14 protein-coding genes are annotated in these 20,043 nt (G+C 67.8%); 6 read left to right on the top strand and 8 right to left on the bottom strand.

Features of this window, described 5'->3' with window-relative positions; genetic code table 11:
* Positions 1 to 19: 19 nt before the first annotated feature.
* From AC1DQP_RS00085 to glyQ, 4 genes are all read right to left on the bottom strand, one after another.
* Positions 20 to 3,865, bottom strand: a complete 3,846-nt coding sequence (locus AC1DQP_RS00085; RefSeq protein ID WP_478050907.1) for a translocation/assembly module TamB domain-containing protein — start codon at positions 3,863 to 3,865, stop codon at positions 20 to 22.
* Positions 3,862 to 5,667: an autotransporter assembly complex protein TamA gene (locus AC1DQP_RS00090; RefSeq protein WP_256776335.1), complete on the bottom strand. Its 1,806-nt coding sequence runs from the start codon at positions 5,665 to 5,667 to the stop codon at positions 3,862 to 3,864. Before AC1DQP_RS00090 ends, AC1DQP_RS00085 begins: the two co-directional genes overlap by 4 nt.
* A gap of 247 nt (positions 5,668 to 5,914) precedes the next feature.
* Complete coding sequence (gene glyS / locus AC1DQP_RS00095) at positions 5,915 to 8,011, bottom strand: glycine--tRNA ligase subunit beta (protein ID WP_478050908.1); 2,097 nt, start codon at positions 8,009 to 8,011, stop codon at positions 5,915 to 5,917.
* Positions 8,008 to 8,919: a glycine--tRNA ligase subunit alpha gene (glyQ, locus tag AC1DQP_RS00100; protein ID WP_256776337.1), complete on the bottom strand. Its 912-nt coding sequence runs from the start codon at positions 8,917 to 8,919 to the stop codon at positions 8,008 to 8,010. Before glyQ ends, glyS begins: the two co-directional genes overlap by 4 nt.
* A 116-nt stretch (positions 8,920 to 9,035) precedes the next feature.
* On the opposite strand from glyQ, the gene AC1DQP_RS00105 reads away from it, so the two are divergent.
* The 3 genes from AC1DQP_RS00105 (at position 9,036) to AC1DQP_RS00115 (ending at position 12,607) form a co-directional block, all read left to right on the top strand.
* Positions 9,036 to 10,886, top strand: a complete 1,851-nt coding sequence (locus tag AC1DQP_RS00105) for a GspE/PulE family protein (RefSeq protein ID WP_256776338.1) — start codon at positions 9,036 to 9,038, stop codon at positions 10,884 to 10,886.
* The gene (locus AC1DQP_RS00110) at positions 10,858 to 11,577 is read left to right on the top strand and encodes a glutamine amidotransferase (RefSeq protein WP_478050909.1); all 720 of its coding nucleotides are present in this window, start codon (positions 10,858 to 10,860) and stop codon (positions 11,575 to 11,577) included. Before AC1DQP_RS00105 ends, AC1DQP_RS00110 begins: the two co-directional genes overlap by 29 nt.
* Before the next feature lie 127 nt (positions 11,578 to 11,704).
* The gene (locus tag AC1DQP_RS00115; RefSeq protein ID WP_256776340.1) at positions 11,705 to 12,607 is read left to right on the top strand and encodes a BPSS1780 family membrane protein; all 903 of its coding nucleotides are present in this window, start codon (positions 11,705 to 11,707) and stop codon (positions 12,605 to 12,607) included.
* Between the two features lie 145 nt (positions 12,608 to 12,752).
* Here AC1DQP_RS00115 and tatC read toward each other — a convergent pair whose 3' ends face one another.
* The 4 genes from tatC to AC1DQP_RS00135 form a co-directional block, all read right to left on the bottom strand.
* Complete coding sequence (tatC, locus tag AC1DQP_RS00120) at positions 12,753 to 13,499, bottom strand: twin-arginine translocase subunit TatC (protein WP_478050910.1); 747 nt, start codon at positions 13,497 to 13,499, stop codon at positions 12,753 to 12,755.
* Complete coding sequence (tatB, locus tag AC1DQP_RS00125) at positions 13,496 to 14,068, bottom strand: Sec-independent protein translocase protein TatB (protein ID WP_457321441.1); 573 nt, start codon at positions 14,066 to 14,068, stop codon at positions 13,496 to 13,498. The genes tatC and tatB overlap by 4 nt, the downstream gene beginning before the upstream one ends.
* Positions 14,069 to 14,083: 15 nt before the next feature.
* Entirely contained in the window at positions 14,084 to 14,311 is a 228-nt protein-coding gene (tatA, locus tag AC1DQP_RS00130) for a Sec-independent protein translocase subunit TatA (RefSeq protein WP_256776343.1), read from the bottom strand.
* A 73-nt stretch (positions 14,312 to 14,384) separates the two neighbouring features.
* Positions 14,385 to 15,287, bottom strand: a complete 903-nt coding sequence (locus AC1DQP_RS00135; protein WP_457321438.1) for a lipid-binding SYLF domain-containing protein — start codon at positions 15,285 to 15,287, stop codon at positions 14,385 to 14,387.
* Positions 15,288 to 15,452: 165 nt separating this feature from the next.
* Between AC1DQP_RS00135 and hemH the strand changes: the two genes are divergently transcribed.
* From hemH to AC1DQP_RS00150, 3 genes are all read left to right on the top strand, one after another.
* Positions 15,453 to 16,415 (top strand): ferrochelatase, encoded by a 963-nt coding sequence (gene hemH / locus AC1DQP_RS00140; protein ID WP_478050911.1) that lies wholly within the window; start codon positions 15,453 to 15,455, stop codon positions 16,413 to 16,415.
* Positions 16,412 to 17,260 carry an alpha/beta fold hydrolase gene (locus tag AC1DQP_RS00145; RefSeq protein WP_478050912.1) on the top strand — a complete coding sequence of 283 codons (849 nt, stop codon included), beginning with the start codon at positions 16,412 to 16,414 and terminating at the stop codon, positions 17,258 to 17,260. Before hemH ends, AC1DQP_RS00145 begins: the two co-directional genes overlap by 4 nt.
* Positions 17,261 to 17,944: 684 nt before the next feature.
* On the top strand, positions 17,945 to 19,714 hold the full coding sequence (locus AC1DQP_RS00150; protein WP_457320574.1) for a methyl-accepting chemotaxis protein: 1,770 nt from the start codon (positions 17,945 to 17,947) through the stop codon (positions 19,712 to 19,714).
* The last annotated feature ends 329 nt before the right edge of the window (positions 19,715 to 20,043 follow it).

The raw sequence follows: 20,043 nt of genomic DNA on the forward strand, positions 1-20,043 counted from the left end.
GCAGGTGCGCCGTCGCCCGTTACTTCTCCCGCCGCCAGTTCAACGACCCACGGTTTTCCACCGTGCTCGATTCCACTTCCAGATCGAAGCCGCGACGCAGCAGGTACTTCAGCGTCAGCACCGAGCCGCTGCCCACCAGCGACACGCCGTAGCCGACGTACAGCTTGGGCGAGATGTACTTGCCCACGCCGATCACCGACCCGCCCAGCGCGCGCGACTGGCTCACCCCTGCATCGTCCAGGCCAAGCTTGGCGCCCAGCTGCGCGGCCAGCAGGCCGCTGCCGGCCGACAGCGCCGCCGAGGCGGCGTTGACCTGCTGGGCCTGGTCGCTGCTGGCACCGGTCAGGCTGCGTCCCAGCACGAGGAAGGCCAGCGCTTCGGACTGCGACATCGCCGGGTCCGACCACACATCCACGCGCGGCGACTGCGCGCGGCCGGTGACGTCGATACCGGCGGTGACATCGCCGATCTTGCGCTCGGCGCGGATGTTGATGCGCGGGTCGGAGACCGCGTTGTAGTTCCAGTTGAGGTTGCCGCGGGTGATGGTCAGGTCCTGCCCGTAGGCCTTGTAGCGGCCACTGACTTCCAGCCCGCCATTGGCGGTCATCTCGCGGCCCGGCCGCGCCCACACCTGCATCTTGCCGCCGAGCGCGCCCTTCAGGCCGAAGCCGCTCATCTTGACCTTGTCGCCCAGGCTCACGGTCAGGTCCATGTCCAGCGGCGAGGTCGGGGTTTCTTCCGGATCGACCGGATCGAGCACCACCACGTCCTCGGACACCGACGTGCCGCGATCCAGGCGCTCCAGGTCGAGGTCGGCCTCGGGCACGTGCACGGTGCCGCGCAGCTCCATGGTCTTGCCGGCCAGGCCGAAGTCCAGGTCCGGATTGGCGATCACACGCAGTTCGCTGGTGTTGGCCAGCAGCACGTTTTCGCCATGGATGTGCAGCTTGAGCGGCTGCGCATCGCCAAACCACGACAGCCCGCCATCCACATACAGCGTGCCCTTGCCCGAATTGGCCTGCGCGCTGATCTTGGCCGAGCCGTCGGGCTGTGCGGTGAAGCTGCCCTTGCCTTCATCGAAGGTCAGGCCCAGCGCCGGGAACTCACCCTTGAACCTGCTCAACGTGGCCTCGCCGCCCAGCGACGGCGTGCCCCGCGTGCCGCGCAGGCTCACGTGGCCTTCGATCAGCCCGGTGGGGCGCACGATGTCCGGCGAGAACAGTTCCAGCCAGTACAGCCGCGCGATGTTCATGTACAGCTCGCCATTGAGCGGCGCGCTGGCATCCCAACCGGTCTGCACCTTGGCATCGACGAAGCCATCGCCCTGGAAACCGACGCCGAGCTTGCCGTTGATCTGCGCCTGGGTCATTTCCACGTCCACCGAGAAGTGGTCGTAACGCACCAGTTCGCCGCGTGCGTTGTCGCCCAGGCGGATGCCGCCTTCCGCCGAGGCGATCTTGGCGCTGCCTTCCCACGCATTGCCGCGCGGACGGATGCGACCATCCAGGGTCAGCTCGCCACGCAGGTACATGCGGCGACCGGATTGCGGCGGCAGCCACGGCTGCACCAGTGCCAGCGGCAACGCATCGCCGCGCACCACCAGGCCGTCGCGCGGCCAGTTCGCACTGGCGCACAGCGCACCGCCGGTGGCCGCGCCCAGGCAGGCATCGCTGAGGGTGAAGGTGCTGCCCTGCACGCTGAAGGTGGCCGGCGTGCGCAGGCTCCACGCATCGCCCTTGACCGGTGCGATGCGCAGCGCGCCCAGCTCGCCACGCCATGCCTGGCCCTGCTGGCGCACGCTGCCGCTGAGCGCGACCGCGCCCAGTTCGTTCCGGGTCTGCGCATCCAGGCGCAGGTTGGACACGCTGCCGCGCGCATCCACGTTGAGCGTGTCCAGCAGCATCCCGACCTGCACCTTGCTGCCCTGCACCGCCAGCGTGCCGCTGTCACCCTGCCATGGCAGGCGGCCCTTGATGCTGATCGCCTCGGCGCTCCAGTCGTCCCAGCGCAACCCGCTGCCGACCAGGTCGGCGGTGATGTCCGGCGCGCTGCGCGGTCCCTTCACCAGCACGTGGCCACGCAGGCTGCCGCTGCTGCCGGGCAGCAGGTCGTCCAGCTGCACCGGTTGCAGCTGTGCATCGATATCCAGGCGGTCGCCGACCGACCCCTTCGCGGTCAGGCGGCTGTTGCCCAGTGCCAGGCTGAGGTTGCCCTCGCCCTGTTCGCCGCGCAGCGCGAACTTGCCCTGCGCATCCAGCGTGCGCTTGCGCAGCGTGCCCTTGATCCCGGGCACGTCGACGGTGGCTTCATAGCTGCCGGCGGTGCCGGCCGGGCTGCCCGTCGGCGGCGGCAGCTGGCGGCCCTTGGAGGCCAGCGCGCCGGACAGCTTGCCGTCCCAACCCGGGGCGAAATAGCCCGGATCGAATCCGGCCAGCTTGATCGCCACGTCCCAGTCCAGCTGCGGCGCCCAGGCCACCTGGCCGGTCACATCCAGCGACCCGCCCGGGGTACTGGCCTGCACCTGTTTGATCGAGGCGGCCTGGTCGTTGCCGCGCACATCGAACTGCAGGTCGGCGGTCTGCTTCTCGCGCTCCACCGACGCATTGCCCACGGCCGCCCAGTTCTTCAGCGTACCGGCCAGGCCTAGCCGTGCTTCCTTCAACGTCACCGGTACCGGCGCAGCCGCGCCGGCGGTGGTGGTGTCGGCCGCAGGCACGAAGGTCAGGTCGTTGGCGACGATGGAGAAGCGCAGGCTGGCGTTTTCCTTGTCGGTGAAATCCGCCTTGCCCTGCAGCCGCGCCTGACCACCAAAGGCCTTGATCTGCAGCGGCGCCACGGTCAGCACCTRGTCGGCCAGGCCGACCTTGGAGGGCGCCAGTTCCACCGCGATGTCGCCCTGCTTGAAGCTACCCTGCAGGTTGGCCTGACCGCCCTTGCCATCGGCCTGCACGTCCAGCGCCATCGGCGTGCTGGTGGTCGCGTCCATGCCCGGCACCAGCAGCGCCAGGTCCAGCTCCTTGCTGCGGGCACTGGCCTTCCACACCGGATCGGTGCGGCCATCGAACACCAGGCTGGCCTGCAGCGGTGCCGGCGCATTGCCGGCCAGCGCGACTTCCATATGCCCCAGGTCGCCGCGCGCCACCAGCCCCAACCGCGCCGGGGTGCGCCCGCGCGGGGCCGGCAGCAGCGCGCCGATGGTGATGTCGGTGTCGTAATCGCTGCGCGGCAGGTAACGCCCGTCCACGCGGAAATCGCCCATGTCACTGTCGATCTTCAGCTGGGTCGCGCGGAATTCGCCGTTGGCGATTTCCACGCCACCACGCACCTTGGTGATGTCGATCAGCGGCTGCTGCGCCTGGGTAATGCGGAACCCGTCGATCGTGATCGTGTCGGCCTGGATCGCCAGCGGCATCTCGATCTGCGGCAGCGAATCGGGCCAGGACGGCAGCTCGAACGGCTCATCGCTCTTGGCCAGGTTCAACGTGGCGTTCTTGAGCTGCAACGCATCCAGTTGCAGCTTGCGCCCGAGCAGCGGACGGATGTCCGGATCGAGGTAGGCGCGCTCGGCGGTGAAGTGGATATCGTCGTAGCGGAAATCCACGTCGTGCAGCACCAGCGGACCGGCGACGGGGCCCTCGACCTTGCTCCAGGTCAACGTGGCGCCCACCGGCAACCGCGCCACGACCTGGGCCAGCAGCACATCGCGACCGGCCACCGTCTGCAGCAGCCAGTACAGCAACAGCAGGGCCAGCAGCACCAGGCCAAGCACGGTGAACCCGGACCACGCCCAGAAGCGCCGTTTGCGGTAGAAGCGCACGCGATGCGGCGGGGGGGCGGCAGGCGGCGTTGGCGTCGGCGTGCTCACAGGTCCGCTCCGATGTTCAGGTACAGCTGGAACTGCGAATCGGGGTCGTTCAAGCCGTGCGCGATATCCACGCGGACCGGACCCACCGGCGATTTCCAGCGCACGCCGAAGCCCACGCCGGTATGCAGGTCGATGGTGTTGTCGAACGCGCTGCCGGTGTCGACGAACACCGCCGCGCCCCACGGCCCGCCCTTGAAGTAATGCTCGTATTCGGCCGAGCCGATCACCAGGTTCTTCGCGCCCAGCGCGTACTTGTCCGGTGCCGGTGTGCGTGGGCCCACTTCACGGTAGGCATAACCGCGGATGCTGCGATCGCCACCGGCGAAGAAGCGCAGGCTTGGCGGCATCGCCACCAGGTCGCTGGTCCAGGTGGTGCCGCCTTCACCGCGCAGGATCAGGCGGTCGGTATCGCCGATGGGCACGTACCAGCGCAACACCATGTTGGCCTGCACGAAGCTGGTGTCCGAGCCCACCCCTTCCACGCCGCCGCGCAGCGTCGCGCTGCCGCTGATGCCTTTGCGCGGGAACAGGTCATCGTCGACATTGACGTAGTCGGCCACCAGCTGCGGGTACACCAGCGTGGACGTGTTGTAGACCGCATCGGTGAACTCGGTGCCCGAGGCGTAGCGCCAGCGCTCACGCAGCGCGTTGATCGAGGCGATCGCGGTCCAGTGTTCGTTGATCTCGCCACTGCGGCTGGCCGACAGCTTGAAGTTGCGCAGGTCGATGTAATCGGTCTGCTCGTCGTAGGCGCTGGCGGTGAACGCATACCAGCCATCGAGCCAAGCGAAGGCCGGGATGCGGTAGCTGGTGACCAGACTCTTGCGCTTCTGCGCGTAGTCCAGCTGGGTGTTCATCTTGTGGCCGCGGCTGTTGAGGAACCGCCGCTCCAGCCCGCCGCGCACACCGGCGCCGCTCTCGCTGCCGTAGCTCAGGCCGGCGGTGTAGATCGAGCGCTTGGCGCGGGTCAGGTTGACGTCCACCGGCACGTCGCCGTTCGCATCGGCCTGGTCCGGACGCGGCTGGATGTCGATCACGCTGAAGTAGTCCAGCTTGGTCAGCGATTCACGCAGGCGGTCCAGCTTGCCTTCGTGGAAGTAGCTGCCCTTGTCCCAGTACACCAGCGGGTCGAACAGCGTGTCGACGAAGTAATCCTGGTGGAAGCGGATGTCGCCCATGTTGTAACGGCGGCCGCTGTCCCAGGTCAGGTCGATGTCGGCGGCGTTCTCGGCACGGGTGATCTGCACCTGGCGCTGGGTGTAGTCGGCATCGAAGTAACCGCGCTCGGCCAGCCGCCGGGTCACGGTGATTTTGCTGGCTTCGTAGGTGGTGTGCTCGAAACGCTGGCCCTTGCGCGGCTTGAACTTCTCCAGGTCTTCCTGCAGGTACTGGTCCAGCTGCGCCGGCCCGGTGATGTCGATGTGCTCGCGGCGCACCAGCGTCGGCGGGCCCTTGTCGACATGGATCACCACGCGCAGGTTTTCGCCCTCGCGCGGGCTCTCGACCTTGATCACCGGATTGTAGTAACCGAACGGCTCCAGCGCCTCGCGGGTCTGGCGTTCGGCCTGGGACAACAGATACTCCAGCCGCGACTCGCCCTGCGGCTTGCCGATGGTGTCGTACAGCGACAGCGAGACCTCGATGTTCTCGATCATCTCGGCGTCGTCGCCCTTGTCCAGTCCTTTGATTTCCACCTTGTCGATCGTTCCGCGGGCGTGTGCCACCGAAGCGGTGACCAGCGACAGGAACATCAGGGGAAGGGCGTAATTCTTTGGCTGCATGGACACAGCATAACGGGCCATCGCGAGCATGCGAAATCGGCGTGGCTGTTTCAGAACGGTAGTGAAGGACCCGTTAAAATCGGGCAGCAGGTGGCTTCTGACGTTAACCGCCTCATCGATGGCAGCAGGTTGTCGGACAGAACCGTCCGCAACCGGCCGCGGCACATCACAGCGCGCGCCACGCGAGGCTGGAAATGCAGAAGGCGCGACGGCGGTGACCGTTCGCGCCTTCGGTGTTGTCAGCGGGGGCCACGCGGCCCCCGCCACCTCAGTTGGACAGGTGCTCGATCGCCGCCACGCTGCCCAGGCGGTCGCCCAGGCGCTTGAGCAGGGCCAGGCGGTTGCCGCGCAGCGCCGGATCCTCGGCGTTGACCATCACCCCGTCGAAGAACGCATCCACCTGCGGACGCAGCCGCGCCAGACGCGCCAGCACGCTGACGTAATCCTTCTGGTGCAGGCTGGCATTGCTGTCGTCGATGGCCGCTTCCACCGCTTCGGCCAGCTCGCTTTCCGCCGGCTCGGCCAACAGCGCCGGATCGACCATGCCCGGGATGTCGCCCTCGGCCTTGCGCAGGATGTTGCGGATGCGCTTGTTGGCCGCAGCCAGCGCCTCCGCTTCGGGCAGCGCGGCGAAGATGCCGATCGCATCGACACGGCGGTCGAAGTCATACAACGAGGCCGGCTTCAGCTCGGCCACCGCGTTGAAGTGCGTGGCGGGCACGCCCTTGTCGGCGTAATAGCCACGCAGGCGGTCGAGGATGAACTCGTACAGTTCCTGCGGCAACGCCTCGGTCTTGCGCTCAGCGCTGGGCTGCACGCCCGCCGGCAGGCCGGCGATGGCCGTGCCGATCAGCGCGCGCAGGTCCAGGTCGAACCCGCTCTCGATGATCGTGCGCGCCAGCCCCAACGCATTGCGGCGCAGCGCGAACGGGTCCTTGTTGCCGGTCGGCTTGAGGCCGGCGGCAAAGCCACCGACCAGCGTATCCAGGCGCTCGGCGATGGCCAGTACCTTGCCCAGCGGCGAGAGCGCGATGTCATCGCCGCCGAAGCGCGGCTGGTAAGCCTCGTCGATGGCCAGCGCCACCTCCGGCGATTGGCCACCGGTCAGCGCGTAATGACGGCCGGCGATGCCCTGCAGCTCCGGGAACTCGTTGACCATGCGCGACTGCAGGTCGTTCTTGGCCAGCACCGCGGCGCGCCTGGCCAGCACCGGATCGGCGTCCACCTGCGGCGCGATCACCTCGGCCAGCGCGACCACGCGGGCGACCTTGTCGGCCACCGAGCCCAGCTTGGCCTGGTAGGTGACGGTCTTGAGGCCGTCGCCCATCGCGTCCAGACCCTGCTTGAGGTCTTCGTCGAAGAAGAACTTGGCATCGGAGAAACGCGGACGGATCACCCGCTCGTAGCCCTTGGCCACCTCGGCCACGTCCCTGGATTCGATGTTGGCAATGCCGATGAACTTCTCGGTCAGCTTGCCGCCGGCATCCAGCACCGGGAAGAACTTCTGGTTGATCTCCATCGTCTCGATCAGCGCTTCCTGCGGCACGGCCAGGAACTCGCGCTCGAAACTGCACAGCACCGGCGCCGGCCATTCCACCAGGTTGACCACCTGCTCCAGGTTGTCATCGGTGATCCGCGCCTGGCCACCGGCCCGGGCGGCCTCGGCATTGACCTGCTCGACGATGCGCGCGCGGCGCACGTCGGCATCCACCAGCACGAAGGCGGCCTGCAGCGAGCTGACGTAGTCCTCCGGCGAAGACAGCCACACGGTCTTGTCGTGCATGAAGCGATGGCCGCGGCTCATGCGGTCGGCTTTCAGGCCCAGCAGCTCGGCCTCGATGATCTCGGTGCCGTGCAGCAGCACCAGCCAATGCACCGGGCGGGCGAAGCCATAGGCGTGGCTGCCCCAGCGCATCGGCTTGGGGATCGGCATCGCCGCGATCGCCTCGCGCAGGATCTCAGGCAGCAGTGACGCGGTGCGCGCGCCCGGCGTGGTGGAGCGGTGCACGAAGCGTTCGCCCTTGGCATCGCTGGTGCGCTCCAGCGCGGTCCAGTCGATCCCGGCCTTGGCCGCGAAACCCTGCAGCGCCTTGGTCGGCTGGCCGTCGGCATCCAGTGCGATGTTCAGGTACGGACCGAGCACTTCGCTGTGCTGTTCGGGCTGTTCCACGGCCACGCCGGGCAGCAGCACGGCCAGACGGCGCGGGGTCGACAACGGCTTGGCATGGCCACGATCGATGGTCACGCCGCGCTTGCTCAGGCCATCCACGACGCCATCGAAGAAGGCCTGGGCAAGGCCCGGCAGCGCCTTCACCGGCAATTCTTCGGTGCCCAGTTCGATCAGCAGCGGCAGCATCGTGCTCATGCCTGCACCTCCTTGGCGGCGACGGCTTCGAGGCGCTTGGCCTCGTACAGCTTGGCCACCGCCTGGGCCAGCGCGCGCACGCGCAGGATGTAGCGCTGGCGCTCGGTCACACTGATCGCACGGCGCGCATCCAGCAGGTTGAAGGCGTGACTGGCCTTGCAGACCTGCTCGTAGGCCGGCAGCGGCAGGCCGACATCGACCAGCTTCTGCGCTTCCTTTTCGCAGGCATCGAAGCGATGGAACATTTCGTCCACGTCGGCGTATTCGAAGTTGTAGGTGCTCTGCTCGATCTCGTTCTGCAGGTACACATCGCCATAGGTGACCGGGGTGCCGTCCGGACCATAGGTCCAGACCAGGTCATAGACGTTGTCGCAGTTCTGCAGGTACATGCACAGGCGCTCCAGACCGTAGGTGATCTCGCCGAGCACCGGCTTGCACTCCAGGCCACCGGCCTGCTGGAAATAGGTGAACTGGGTGACTTCCATCCCGTTCAACCACACTTCCCAGCCCAGGCCCCAGGCACCAAGGGTCGGCGATTCCCAGTTGTCCTCGACAAAGCGCAGGTCGTGCACCAGCGGATCGATGCCCAGCGCCTTGAGCGAATCCAGGTACAGCTGCTGGATATTGTCCGGGCTCGGCTTCATCGCCACCTGGTACTGGTAGTAGCGCTGCAGGCGGTTGGGGTTTTCGCCGTAGCGGCCGTCGGTGGGGCGGCGCGAAGGCTGCACGTACGCGGCATTCCAGCTTTCCGGACCGATCGAGCGCAGGAACGTGGCCGGGTGGAAGGTACCGGCACCCACCTCCAGGTCCAGCGGCTGGATCAGCACGCAGCCCTGCTGCGCCCAATACTGGTTGAGGGTCTGGATCAGGCCCTGGAAAGTGATCGGAACGCTCTTGGTGACGGACATGCGGCGGATTCTTGCCTGCAGAAGGGGTGCGCTAGTATAGCGAGCGACCGCGTTGCCGCCTTCTGGACGGCCCACCCCATTACCGCGCGCCTGGCGCGCTTTGAGGAAATTGGCGGATGGAACAGCGCCCTCCCGTAGTTTTCGCCGCCCCCGCCGATCCCGGTGCCGGGATGGCGGTGCCGTTGCCGCCGGGCCGGCTCGGCTTCGAACAGGTGGTCGCCGCGCTGGTCGCCGATGGCCAGGTCGCCGCCTCCGACCTGGAGCGCATCCGCTTCTCCGCCCAAGGCGCGCGCAACGCCAGCGAAGTGCATCCGCTGGTGCTGCTGGCCAACCTGAAGCTGGCCGCCACCGGTGGCGGCGAACTCGGTCTGGAACGGCTGACCGAATGGCTGGCCGCGCGCACCGGCACCCGCTACCTGCGCATCGACCCGACCCGGGTCGACGTGGCCTCGGTCACCGCCGTAGTCTCCCACGCCTATGCGCGCCGCCACCGCTTCCTGCCACTGGCGGTGGATGGTGAACGGCTGCTGGTGGCCACCAGCGAGCCACTGGTACAGGAATGGCTGCGCGACCTGCAGCACCTGACCCGGCGCCGGATCGAACTGGCGATGGTCAACCCGCTGGACCTGCACCGCTACACCATGGAGTTCTTCGGGGTCACCCGCTCGGTGCGGGGTGCGCGCGGCGACGTGCGCGGCGAGGCCAACGCCACCCTGCCCAGCTTCGAGCAGCTGGTCGAACTGGGCCGCGCCGGCGACGTCAACGCCGACGACCAGCACATCGTGCACATCGTCGACTGGCTGCTGCAGTACGCCTACGAGCAGCGCGCCTCGGACATCCACCTGGAGCCGCGCCGCGACATGGGCCGCATGCGCTTCCGCATTGATGGGGTGCTGCACAAGGTGTTCGAAGTGCCGCCGGCGGTGATGACCGCCGTGGTCAGCCGCATCAAGGTGCTCGGGCGCATGGACTTGGCCGAGCGCCGGCGCCCGCAGGACGGCCGCATCAAGACCCGGTCGCCGGGCGGGCGTGAGGTGGAAATGCGCCTGTCGACCATGCCCACCGCGTTCGGCGAGAAGTGCGTGATGCGCATCTTCGACCCGGATGCGGCCTTCAAGAGCATCGACCAGCTCGGTTTCAGCCCGCAGGAAGCGGCCGGCTGGACCGCCCTGGTCGAACGTCCGCACGGCATCGTGCTGGTGACCGGCCCGACCGGCTCGGGCAAGACCACCACCCTGTATTCCACGCTGAAACGGCTGGCCACCCCGGACGTCAATGTCTGCACGGTGGAAGACCCGATCGAGATGATCGCCCCGGAATTCAACCAGATGCAGGTGCAGACCAACATCGACCTGGACTTCGCCAGCGGCGTGCGCACCCTGCTGCGGCAGGACCCGGACATCATCATGATCGGCGAAATCCGCGACCTGGAAACCGCGCAGATGGCGGTGCAGGCCTCGCTCACCGGGCACCTGGTGCTGTCCACCCTGCACACCAACGACGCGCCCTCGGCGATCACCCGCCTGCTCGACCTGGGCGTGCCGCACTACCTGCTGGCCTCCACCCTCAACGGCATCCTGGCCCAGCGCCTGGTCCGCACCCTGTGCCCGAACTGCAAGGTGCCGCGCCCGCTCAGTGCGGCCCAATGGGCGGTGCTGGCTGATGGCGAAGAGGCATTACCTCAGGCGCCCACGCCATATGCGCCGGCCGGCTGCATCGACTGCCGGCGCACCGGTTTCCTCGGCCGGGTCGGGCTGTATGAGCTGCTGCCATTGGGTTCGCGGCTGCGCGCCCTGATCCGCGCGGACATGGATCTGGCCGCCTTCAACCGCGCCGCACGTGCTGAAGGGGTGCGAACCCTGCGCCGCGCGGGACTTGAAAAGGTGGCCGCAGGGCTGACTACAATCGAGGAAGTCCTGTCAGTGCTGCCGCCCCCGGATGAATTCCGCCCCGTTCCTGATTCTTGAAACCRGCCAACCCGTCGCCTCGCTGCGTCGCTACGGGCGGTTTCCGCATTGGATCCGCGTCGCCGCCGGCCTGGATGCCGACGAAACGGTTGTGGTCGATGTCGAACACGGCGGGGCCCTGCCCGACCACCGCAACTTCGCCGGGGTGATCGTCACCGGCTCGGCCGCCTACGTTACCGACCGCGCCGACTGGAGCGAACGCAGCGCGCAGTGGCTACGCGGCGCCGTCCACGACGACCGGCCGGTGTTCGGCATCTGCTACGGCCACCAGTTGCTGGCGCATGCCCTCGGTGGCGAGGTGGCCTACAACCCGGCCGGGCGTGAGTCGGGCACCATCGAACTGGCGCTGGATCCGTCGGCCAGCACAGACCCGTTGTTCGCCGGGCTGCCCGAGCGCTTCCCGGCCCACGCCACCCACCTGCAGACGGTGCTGCGCGCCCCCGACGGTGCGGCGATCCTGGCGCGTTCGGCACAGGACAACTGCCATGCCTTCCGCTTCGGCCGCCAGGCCTGGGGCGTGCAGTTCCATCCCGAGTTCGCCACCCACCACATGCGCGGCTACGTCCGCGCCCGCGCCGAGTGCATCCGCAGCCATGGCGGGTGCGCGCGCAGCGTCGCCCGTGGGGTCAGTGCCGCGCCGCTGGCACGCCAGCTGCTGCGCCGTTTCGTACGCCAGGCACGCAACGCCTGAGCATCCTGCCGGGCCGCGCGATGCAGTGTCCCGGGCAACGCGTCCGGCCTTCAGGTGACGCGCACGGAAAACAGGGATAATCGATCGGATTCGGGGCGCGCGTGCCCCTCCCCTGTTCCGGAATGGTATGAGCGAGATTCGCAAGCTGCCCGCCTCGGCGGGCGCCCAATGGCTGCTGGACGCTTTCTCCCTGTATGGCCGCGCGCCGCTGCAACTGGCGGTGCTGGGCGTGATCGGCATGATCGTCAGCTCGCTGATCCTGGTGCTGGCGCAGCTGTTGCCCGGTTGGCTCGGGCTGCTGGTGCAGCTGTTGTCGCTGGCGGTGGGCCCGCTGGTGTTCGGCGGCATGCTGTGGGCGGTCAGCGAGATCGACCAGGGCCACCGGGCGCTGCCCACCCACCTGCTGCAACCCATCCGCGACCGTCGCGTCACCCACCTGCTGGTGCCGCTGGCCATCCAGCTCATCGCGGTGATCGCACTGGGCACCCTGCTGTTCGCCCTGATCGGTAGCGACGGCCTGACCGCCTCCAGCGACATGCTGCACAAGATGCAGCAGCTGCAGCAGTCCGGCACCCAGCCCAGCAACGAGCAGATCCTGGCGCTGATGGCCGACGCACCGGTCAAGCGCATCCTGCTGTGGATCCTGATCACCTTCGCCACCTTCGTGGCGCTGAGCATGGCCATGTTCACCCAGCCGGCGCTGGTGGTGTTCGACCGCCAAAGCGGCATGCATGCGCTGCGCATGAGCCTGCAGGGTTGCCTGGAAAACTTCGGCGCGATGGCGGTGTTCATGGTGCTCGGCCTGATCGCGGCGCTGTGCATCTATTTCCTGGTGTTCATCCTGATGCAGCTGGCGCTGTTGTTCGGCGGCATGGGCGCGGCGGCATTCGTGGTGCAGTTGTCGATGAGCACGGTGATCATGCCGCTGTATGTCGGCGCGGTGTATGCGGCCTGGAAGCAGATGTTCGCCCACCGTGGCCGTACCCCRCCGCCGCCGGTTCCCGGCCCAAGCAACGTGTTCGCGGCCTGATCGACAAACAAAAACCCCGGCAGRTGCCGGGGTTTTTATTTGCGCCCTCGCCGTAGAGCCGACCGTTGGTCGGCTGCCTTTGATCGACTGCCTTCAATCGGCCACAGCGACGATCAGCTGCCGTAACCCGACGCCCCATTACCCATCACCCGGCCGGCTTCACCACCGACGAGGGCACCAGCCACTTGGCCGCATGTATCCCCAGCTCGTAAAGCACGCACATGGGAATGGCCAGCAGCAGCTGCGACACCACGTCCGGCGGGGTCAGCACCGCGGCCACGATGAAAATGCCCACCACCGCATAGCCGCGGCTTTCCTTGAACTGCTGCGGCGACACCCAGCCCAGCAGCACCAGGATCACCATCGCCACCGGCAACTCGAAACTGGTGCCGAAGGCGAAGAAGATCGCCAGCACGAAGTCCAGGTAGGCATTCGCGTCGGGAGTGATCGCAATCACTTCCGGGCGGAAGGTGGTCAGGAAGTGGAATACCGCCGGCAGCACCAGGAAGTAGGCGAACGCGCAGCCCAGGTAAAACAGCAACACCGACGAGGCCAGCAGCGGCACGGCCAGGCGCTTTTCGCGCGCGTACAGCCCCGGCGCCACGAACGCCCACAACTGGTACAGCAGCCAGGGCACCGCCACGAACACGGCCACGAAGAAGGTCAGCTTGAGCGGTGCGAAAAACGCGCCAGCCGGATTGGTCGCAATCATCGTCTGCCCGTTGGGCAGCTGCGAAATCAGCKGCTCGGCCAGCCAGGTGTAGATCGTGCGCGAGAACGGCAGCAACAGCAGCAGCACCGCGAGCAGGCCGATGATCGCGCGCACCAGACGCGCGCGCAGCTCGATCAGATGCTCCACCAGCGAGCTTTCCGGATACTCGTGTTCGCTCATCGCGGCGCCTCGTTGCCCGGCAGTGGGGCCGTGCCTGGTGCGCCCTCGACGTGCGGCAGCGGGGCAGGGTCTGGGGCTACCGGTGACGGGGCCGGGGCCATCGCGCGCGGCGAGGTGCCATCGATACCCGGCGGGGCCATCGCATCGCGCGGCGCCTCGACCGAAACCGCATCCGGCGCCACCACGTGCTGGGCGACGCTGGCCGGCGAACCCGGTGCCGGACCGGTCATGACCGGCTCATCGCCGGCCGCGGCCGCGGCCGCTACCGCATCGCCATGGCGTGCCACGTCCTGGCGCATCATCTCCGCTTCGCGGCGGACGGCTTCACCGCTGGCACGCAGCTGCGCTTCGGTGTCCTGCACCGAGGACTGCACGTCGCGGAACTGGCGCTTGATCTCGTCGGCATGCAGCTCGCGCTCAAGCTCCTGCTTCACCGAGTCCCACTGGTTGCGCGCGCGGCGCACCCACAGCCCGGCAAAGCGGGCGGCCTTGGGCAGGCGCTCGGGACCGAGCACGACCAGAGCCACCACCGCGATGACCAGCAGTTCACTRAAACCGATATCGAACACGCTCGAACGTCCCGATCAGCGCGGGTCGCGGTCGTGCTCGGTCTGCGACGTCGTCGTCGAGTCCTGCGGACGCGAGTTGTCACTGAGCTGCGCGTTCGGCTTGTCCTCGTCGTGCATGCCCTTCTTGAATTCCTTGACGGCGCTGCCAAGGTCCTTGGCGCCGCTGGTCAGTTTCTTGGTGCCGAACACCAGCAGAACGATGACCAGCACGACCAACCAATGCCAGATGCTGAAACTGCCCATGAGCTGCTCGTTACGTAGTGATCAGACAGTTGAGCATAGCGCACCGGCCACAGGCCGGCGCGCGTGACGAAAGTCAGTTGCCGTCCAGCGATTCAGTTCGGACTTCACCTTCACCGACCGACTGGAAACCCTGCTGGGGCGCCGGCTGGGCCGGGGTGGGCTGCAGTGGCGCGGTGGTCGCGCCTGCCGCCGGTGCCTGTTCAGTTACCGGCGCCGCCGATGGCGCGGCAACCGGCGCGGTCGGGCGTGCGGCCGGGGCCGGCGCGCTGCCGGCGGTGCCGCGCTTCTCACGAGCGGAATAGGTGGCTTCTTCCAGGCGATCGCGGAAGGCCACCACGTCGATCGACGGTGGCTCGCCCATGCGGCCCTCGAACACCATGCGCGGCGTGGTGTTGCTGCCGTAGGCGTCCAGGTTGGCGGCATCGTCGATCTGCAGCACGGCACCGTCCAGGGCGACACCGGCAAACAGGCCACGGGCACGCGACCACGACCAGATTTCGGCCTTCAGCTGGCCATCGGTGGCGGCGGCGGCATTGCGCCCGACCGGACCGGCGGCCACGCCTGCATCGGCGCCCAGGGTGAACTTGCCGTTGACCAGGTTGTCCAGGCTGCGGTCATTGCGGAACACCAGCACCACGTCCGAGGACTGCACGCCGGCCTGGAAGCCGATGCTGCCACCGGTCAGCTTGACGAAGACCGGGTTGGACCAGCTGCCGTCGGCATTCTTGACCGACATCAGGCCGTGGCCACGCCGCCCGCCAATCACCAGACCCGCCTTGATCGTGTCGGGAATGACCACGATCGCGCGGCCTTCATCCAGCAACTTGTCCGGAATGCCCTGCTCGGGCATTTCCTGGATCTCGTTCAATACACGCACCGCATTGCGGGCGCGCTGGTCTTCCTGTGGCCCGGCCATCGCCTGGGTGGACAACAGCAGGCTGGCGGAGATCAGCAGTACAAGGCTGAGGCGGCGCATGGTGGGCTCCAGAAGTCGATGCAGACGAAGATAAAGCAAGATCCTGAACTTAGAAGGCTTGCGATGAATCCGCAATGAGTGATGCCGTCTATTGATATGCCGCATCACTCATCGCGATTCATCGATTCCATCCCGCAATCGCGAAGACCTGCGAGAATGCCCCCTATGCTCGACGCACCCGACACCGCCGTGCTGGCGGTCAATCTAGGCACCCCCGAGACGCCCACTGCCCCGGCGGTGCGTCGTTATCTGGCTGAATTCCTCACCGATCCACGCGTGGTCGCGATTCCGCCACTGCTGTGGAAACCCTTGCTGTACGGGCTTATCCTGCCGCTGCGCAGTGGCCGCTCGGCCGCAAAGTATGCCCAGGTGTGGCTGCCGGACGGCTCGCCGCTGATGGTCTACACACGGCGACTGGCCGAGGCCATGCAGGCGTTGATGCCCAACGTGCGGGTGCGCCACGCCATGCGCTACGGCGCCCCGGCACTGACCGCCGAGCTGGACCGGCTGGCGGCCGAAGGCATGCGCCGGATCGTGGTGCTGCCGCTGTATCCGCAGTATTCGACCACCACCACCGCCTCCATCGAGGACCAGGTGCGCGACTGGCAGCCACGGCATCCCGGCGTCACCGTCACCCTGGTGCGCGATTACGCGGTCGATCCGGACTGGGTCGAGGCGGTGGCCACCCGCATCCGCCAGTGGTGGGCCGAGCACGGTCGCGGCGAGCAGCTGGTGTTTTCCTTCCATGGCATCCCGCAGCGCCTGGCCGATGCCGGCGATCCGTATCCGCAGCGCTGCGAGGCCAGTGCCAAGGCGATCGCGCAGGCGCTGGATCTGCCCGATGACGCCTGGCGGCTCACCTACCAGTCGCGCTTCGGTCGCGAGAAATGGCTGCAGCCCTACGCCGAACCGACCCTGTGGGCGATGGCCGAAGGCGGCGTCCGCACCATCGACGTGGTCTGCCCGGGCTTTGCCACCGACTGCCTGGAAACCCTGGAAGAAGTCGCCCTGGGCTTCACCGAGACCGTGGCCGAGCGCGGCGCGCGGATGCGCTATATCCCCTGCCTCAACGATGCCCCCGAACACGCGCTGGCGTTGTCGCGGCTGAGCATCGCGGCCCTGGGATGAGCCTGCAGCCGTTTTCCCTGGCCGTCGGCGGCTTCATCGCCGCCGGTCTGCGCGCGGCACAGCCGGGTGGCCAGCGCGTACTGGCGCTGCACGGCTGGCTCGACAACGCGGCCAGTTTCGTCCCACTGGCCGCGCAGCTGCCCGACCTGGACTTGGTCTGCCTCGACCTGCCCGGGCATGGCCACAGCGCGCACCTGCCGGCCGGCACCCAATACAACACGCCCGGCGCGATCTGCCACGTACTCGATGTCGCCGATGCACTGGGTTGGGATCGCTTCACCCTGATCGGCCATTCGATGGGCGCCGGCATCGCCAGCCTGACCGCAGCGGCCGCACCCGAGCGCGTGGAGCGGCTGGTGGCGATCGAAGCCCTCGGCGGCCTGCGCGGCCCGGAGGATGAAACCGCCCAGCGCCTGCGCGACCACGTACGCGCCGCACGTGCGTTGCCCGGGAAAAACCTGCGCGTATTCCCCGACCTGTCCGCCCCGATCCGCGCACGCATGATGACCAACCAGCTCAGCGAGCCGTGCGCACGCCTGCTGGTCGAACGCGGCGTCAAACCGGTCGACGGTGGCTACAGCTGGTGCAGCGATCCACGCCTGATGCTGCCCACTGCGATGCGTCTGAGCGAAGCGCAGATCGACGACCTGCTCGCCGCGATCGAATGCCCTACCCAGGTGATCTACGCCACGCCGGCGCAGTCGTACTATCCCGAACCCCTCCGCAGCGAGCGCATCAAGCTGTTGCGCAACGGATGCCTGGCGGTGTTCCCCGGCACCCATCACCTGCATATGGAACACCCGCAGGTAGTCGGTGACGTGGTCCGCCGGTTCCTGGCCGGCTGACGCGCACACCCGGTAATCGCATGCGGCACCTGTATCCGCGGGTCGGGCAATCGCAATCAATACGTGTGTCCGCACGGACAGGGCAATCGCATGCAGCCCCCGTTTCCGCATGCGTTRGCCAATCGCATGCAACAACGCGTCCGCACGCGTCGGGCAATCGGATGCAGCACGGCGTCCGCACGCATGCGGTGATGCTGCCCGGGTTGGGTCGGTTCCCGAACGAGCGCCGACCTCAACTGCGATCTCATTGACGCACGGACCGGTGATCACGCGGCTGTGCAGCGGCAAGCGCCGCTGCAGCCAGCGCACCGCAGCCCCACCGGGGCCTGCGACAACCTGACGCACTCAACTTCCACGCAATTGGACCGATACCGATAAAGCAGGACGATGTCTTTGGCCTGCGCCGTCGCTTGCTCCGCCGTCGCGAAGCCGCGCACCACCCCAAGGCTTCAGGGAACGTCGTCGCAATGCCGTGTTGGCTGTGCCATCGCCCACAAGGACCGGGCCATGCCGGCGGTGCCCCGCACCGTCGCCGCGATTGCCGTGCCTGTCATCGCCTGCCGTCCGCCCCGCCGCTCACCTCTTTCGCAGCGCCCACCGCAACCACGGTGTCCGGCGCGCCTTTCGCCTGTCCGCCTCCGCGCGCGTCGGGCCATCCCGCCTGCTTCTGATCCTGGAGTTGCCATGTCTGCCCATCCGCTCGCCCCGTCCCGCCCGCCCGACCGCACTCATCCGCTCCACCCGTCCGCACTGACGGGCAGAACCAACACCCTCTACCTGCTGTCGGTCGCGGCACTTGTTGCCGCCGCGCTCGGCACCGCGCTCTGGCAGCGGCACTGGTGGCTGCTGCTCACGCTGGCCCTGGTCGCCACGTTGCTGTTCGTGCTGGCCGCGCGCGTACGTCGGCAGGCGCACCTCGTCCTACGCGACACACAGCAGTCCCACGCCACCGCGCTCGCGCTGGCCAGCGACCGTGAACGCGACGACGCCGGGCACCAGCACGATGCGCAGATCCGCCAGGCCTTGGATGTTTCGCGAACCGCGATGATGATCGCCGACAACGACCACGTGATCCGCTACGTCAACCACGCGGTCATCCGCCTGCTGCGCAACCAGCAGGACAGCCTGCGCGAAGCGTTCCCGGATTTCGATGTCGACGGCTTGGTCGGCAGCAGCATCCACCGCTTCCATGTCAATCCGGATCGCATCCGCGCCATCCTCAACACGCTGCAGCAGGTTCACCACGGCCGTATCCGCATCGGCCCGGTGCATTTCGCGCAGGTGGTGACGCCCGTATTCGACGCACAGGGCAGGCGCCTGGGCTTTGCGGTGGAGTGGCATGACCGCACCCAGGAACTGCAGCTGGAGAACGCCGTGGCCGACATCGTCGCCGCCGCCGCCAAGGGCGACCTTGATCGCCGGCTACCCGTCGGTAATGCCGGCACCAGCTTCCTCGATGGGCTGACCGGCGGCATCAATCAGTTGCTGGAAAGCGTCGGCGGCACCGTGGGCGAGATCCGCCGGGTGCTGTCCGCACTCGCCCGCGGCGACCTGGACCAACGCATGCAGGGCGACTTCGACGGCGCCTTCGCCGCCATGCAGCGCGATGCCAACGCCACCGCTTCGCAGCTGACCGCCATGGTCGAGCGCATCAAGCAGTGCACCGGCTCGATTTCGCTGGCGGCCAGCGAAATCGCCACCGGCAACAACGATCTGTCCGAGCGCACCGAGCGCCAGGCGGCACATCTGGAGGAGACGGCCGCGTCGATGGAAGAGCTCACCTCCACCGTGCGCCAGAACGCCGAGCACGCGCGCCAGGCCAGCGCGCTTGCCCAGGGCGCGCAGGATGTCGCCGGCCGCGGCAGCCAAGTGGTGGGCCGCGTGGTCACGACCATGGAGGCCATCCAGGTGGCCTCCAGGCGCATCGGTGACATCACCGGGGTAATCGACGGCATCGCCTTCCAGACCAACATCCTCGCGCTGAACGCGGCGGTCGAAGCCGCGCGTGCCGGCGACCAGGGCCGTGGTTTCGCCGTGGTGGCCAGCGAAGTACGTACGCTGGCCCATCGCTCCGCCGACGCCGCCAAGGAGATCAAGGGCCTGATCGAGGACTCCGTGCTGCAGGTCGCCGACGGCGCCCGTCTGGTGCAGGATGCCGGCAGGACCATGGCCGAGATCGTCGGCAGCGTGGCCGGGGTCAGCGGCATCATGGCCGAGATCTCCTCGGCCTCCCAGGAACAGGCCAGCGGCATCGACCAGGTCAACCAGACCGTTGCGCAGATGGACGACGCCACCCAACAGAACGCCGCCTTGGTGGAAGAAGCCAGCGCGGCCGCGCGCCTGCTCGAGGAGCAGGCGGCCGAGTTGACCGAAGCGGTGGCGGTGTTCCGGCATGGGCAGCGCGTGCAGCCACCGAGGACGTTGGCGCGTGAAGCGGAGGCCATGGAGGTCTGAGCCAGCGTTCGACAGCGACCCGCGCCATGCACCGATGATGCGGCGAGCGCAGCAGCGAGAAGGACAAACGGCGCCTGCGAGGGCGCCGTTTTTATTTATCGGGCTGCGCAGCAGGGTTGCATCATGCTGGACCGCCGGTGCGGTGCCCTCGCCGACAATGGCCTGGCAAGGATGGGCATGGCCCTGTGTACGGCGCCTCCGCATCACAGGGCCATGCGTCGATGCGGCCGCAGCATGAAACGTGGTCGATGGGGAAACGACCGTGCCGGGACASGTATGTGCATTCCCCGCMGYCRGGTAGTGCCGAGCCATGCTCGGCACCGCGCCGG

The organism is Stenotrophomonas sp. P5_A8, from assembly GCF_056400545.1.

What these genes read in the sequence shown, in the direction of transcription:
- AC1DQP_RS00135 (WP_457321438.1), bottom strand. Translation starts at nt 15,287, where the DNA reads ATGCGCCGCCTCAGCCTTGTACTGCTGATCTCCGCCAGCCTGCTGTTG.
- glyS (WP_478050908.1), bottom strand. Translation starts at nt 8,011, where the DNA reads ATGAGCACGATGCTGCCGCTGCTGATCGAACTGGGCACCGAAGAATTG.
- AC1DQP_RS00105 (WP_256776338.1), top strand. Translation starts at nt 9,036, where the DNA reads ATGGAACAGCGCCCTCCCGTAGTTTTCGCCGCCCCCGCCGATCCCGGT.
- tatA (WP_256776343.1), bottom strand. Translation starts at nt 14,311, where the DNA reads ATGGGCAGTTTCAGCATCTGGCATTGGTTGGTCGTGCTGGTCATCGTT.
- glyQ (WP_256776337.1), bottom strand. Translation starts at nt 8,919, where the DNA reads ATGTCCGTCACCAAGAGCGTTCCGATCACTTTCCAGGGCCTGATCCAG.
- AC1DQP_RS00150 (WP_457320574.1), top strand. Translation starts at nt 17,945, where the DNA reads ATGTCTGCCCATCCGCTCGCCCCGTCCCGCCCGCCCGACCGCACTCAT.
- hemH (WP_478050911.1), top strand. Translation starts at nt 15,453, where the DNA reads ATGCTCGACGCACCCGACACCGCCGTGCTGGCGGTCAATCTAGGCACC.
- AC1DQP_RS00145 (WP_478050912.1), top strand. Translation starts at nt 16,412, where the DNA reads ATGAGCCTGCAGCCGTTTTCCCTGGCCGTCGGCGGCTTCATCGCCGCC.
- AC1DQP_RS00090 (WP_256776335.1), bottom strand. Translation starts at nt 5,667, where the DNA reads ATGGCCCGTTATGCTGTGTCCATGCAGCCAAAGAATTACGCCCTTCCC.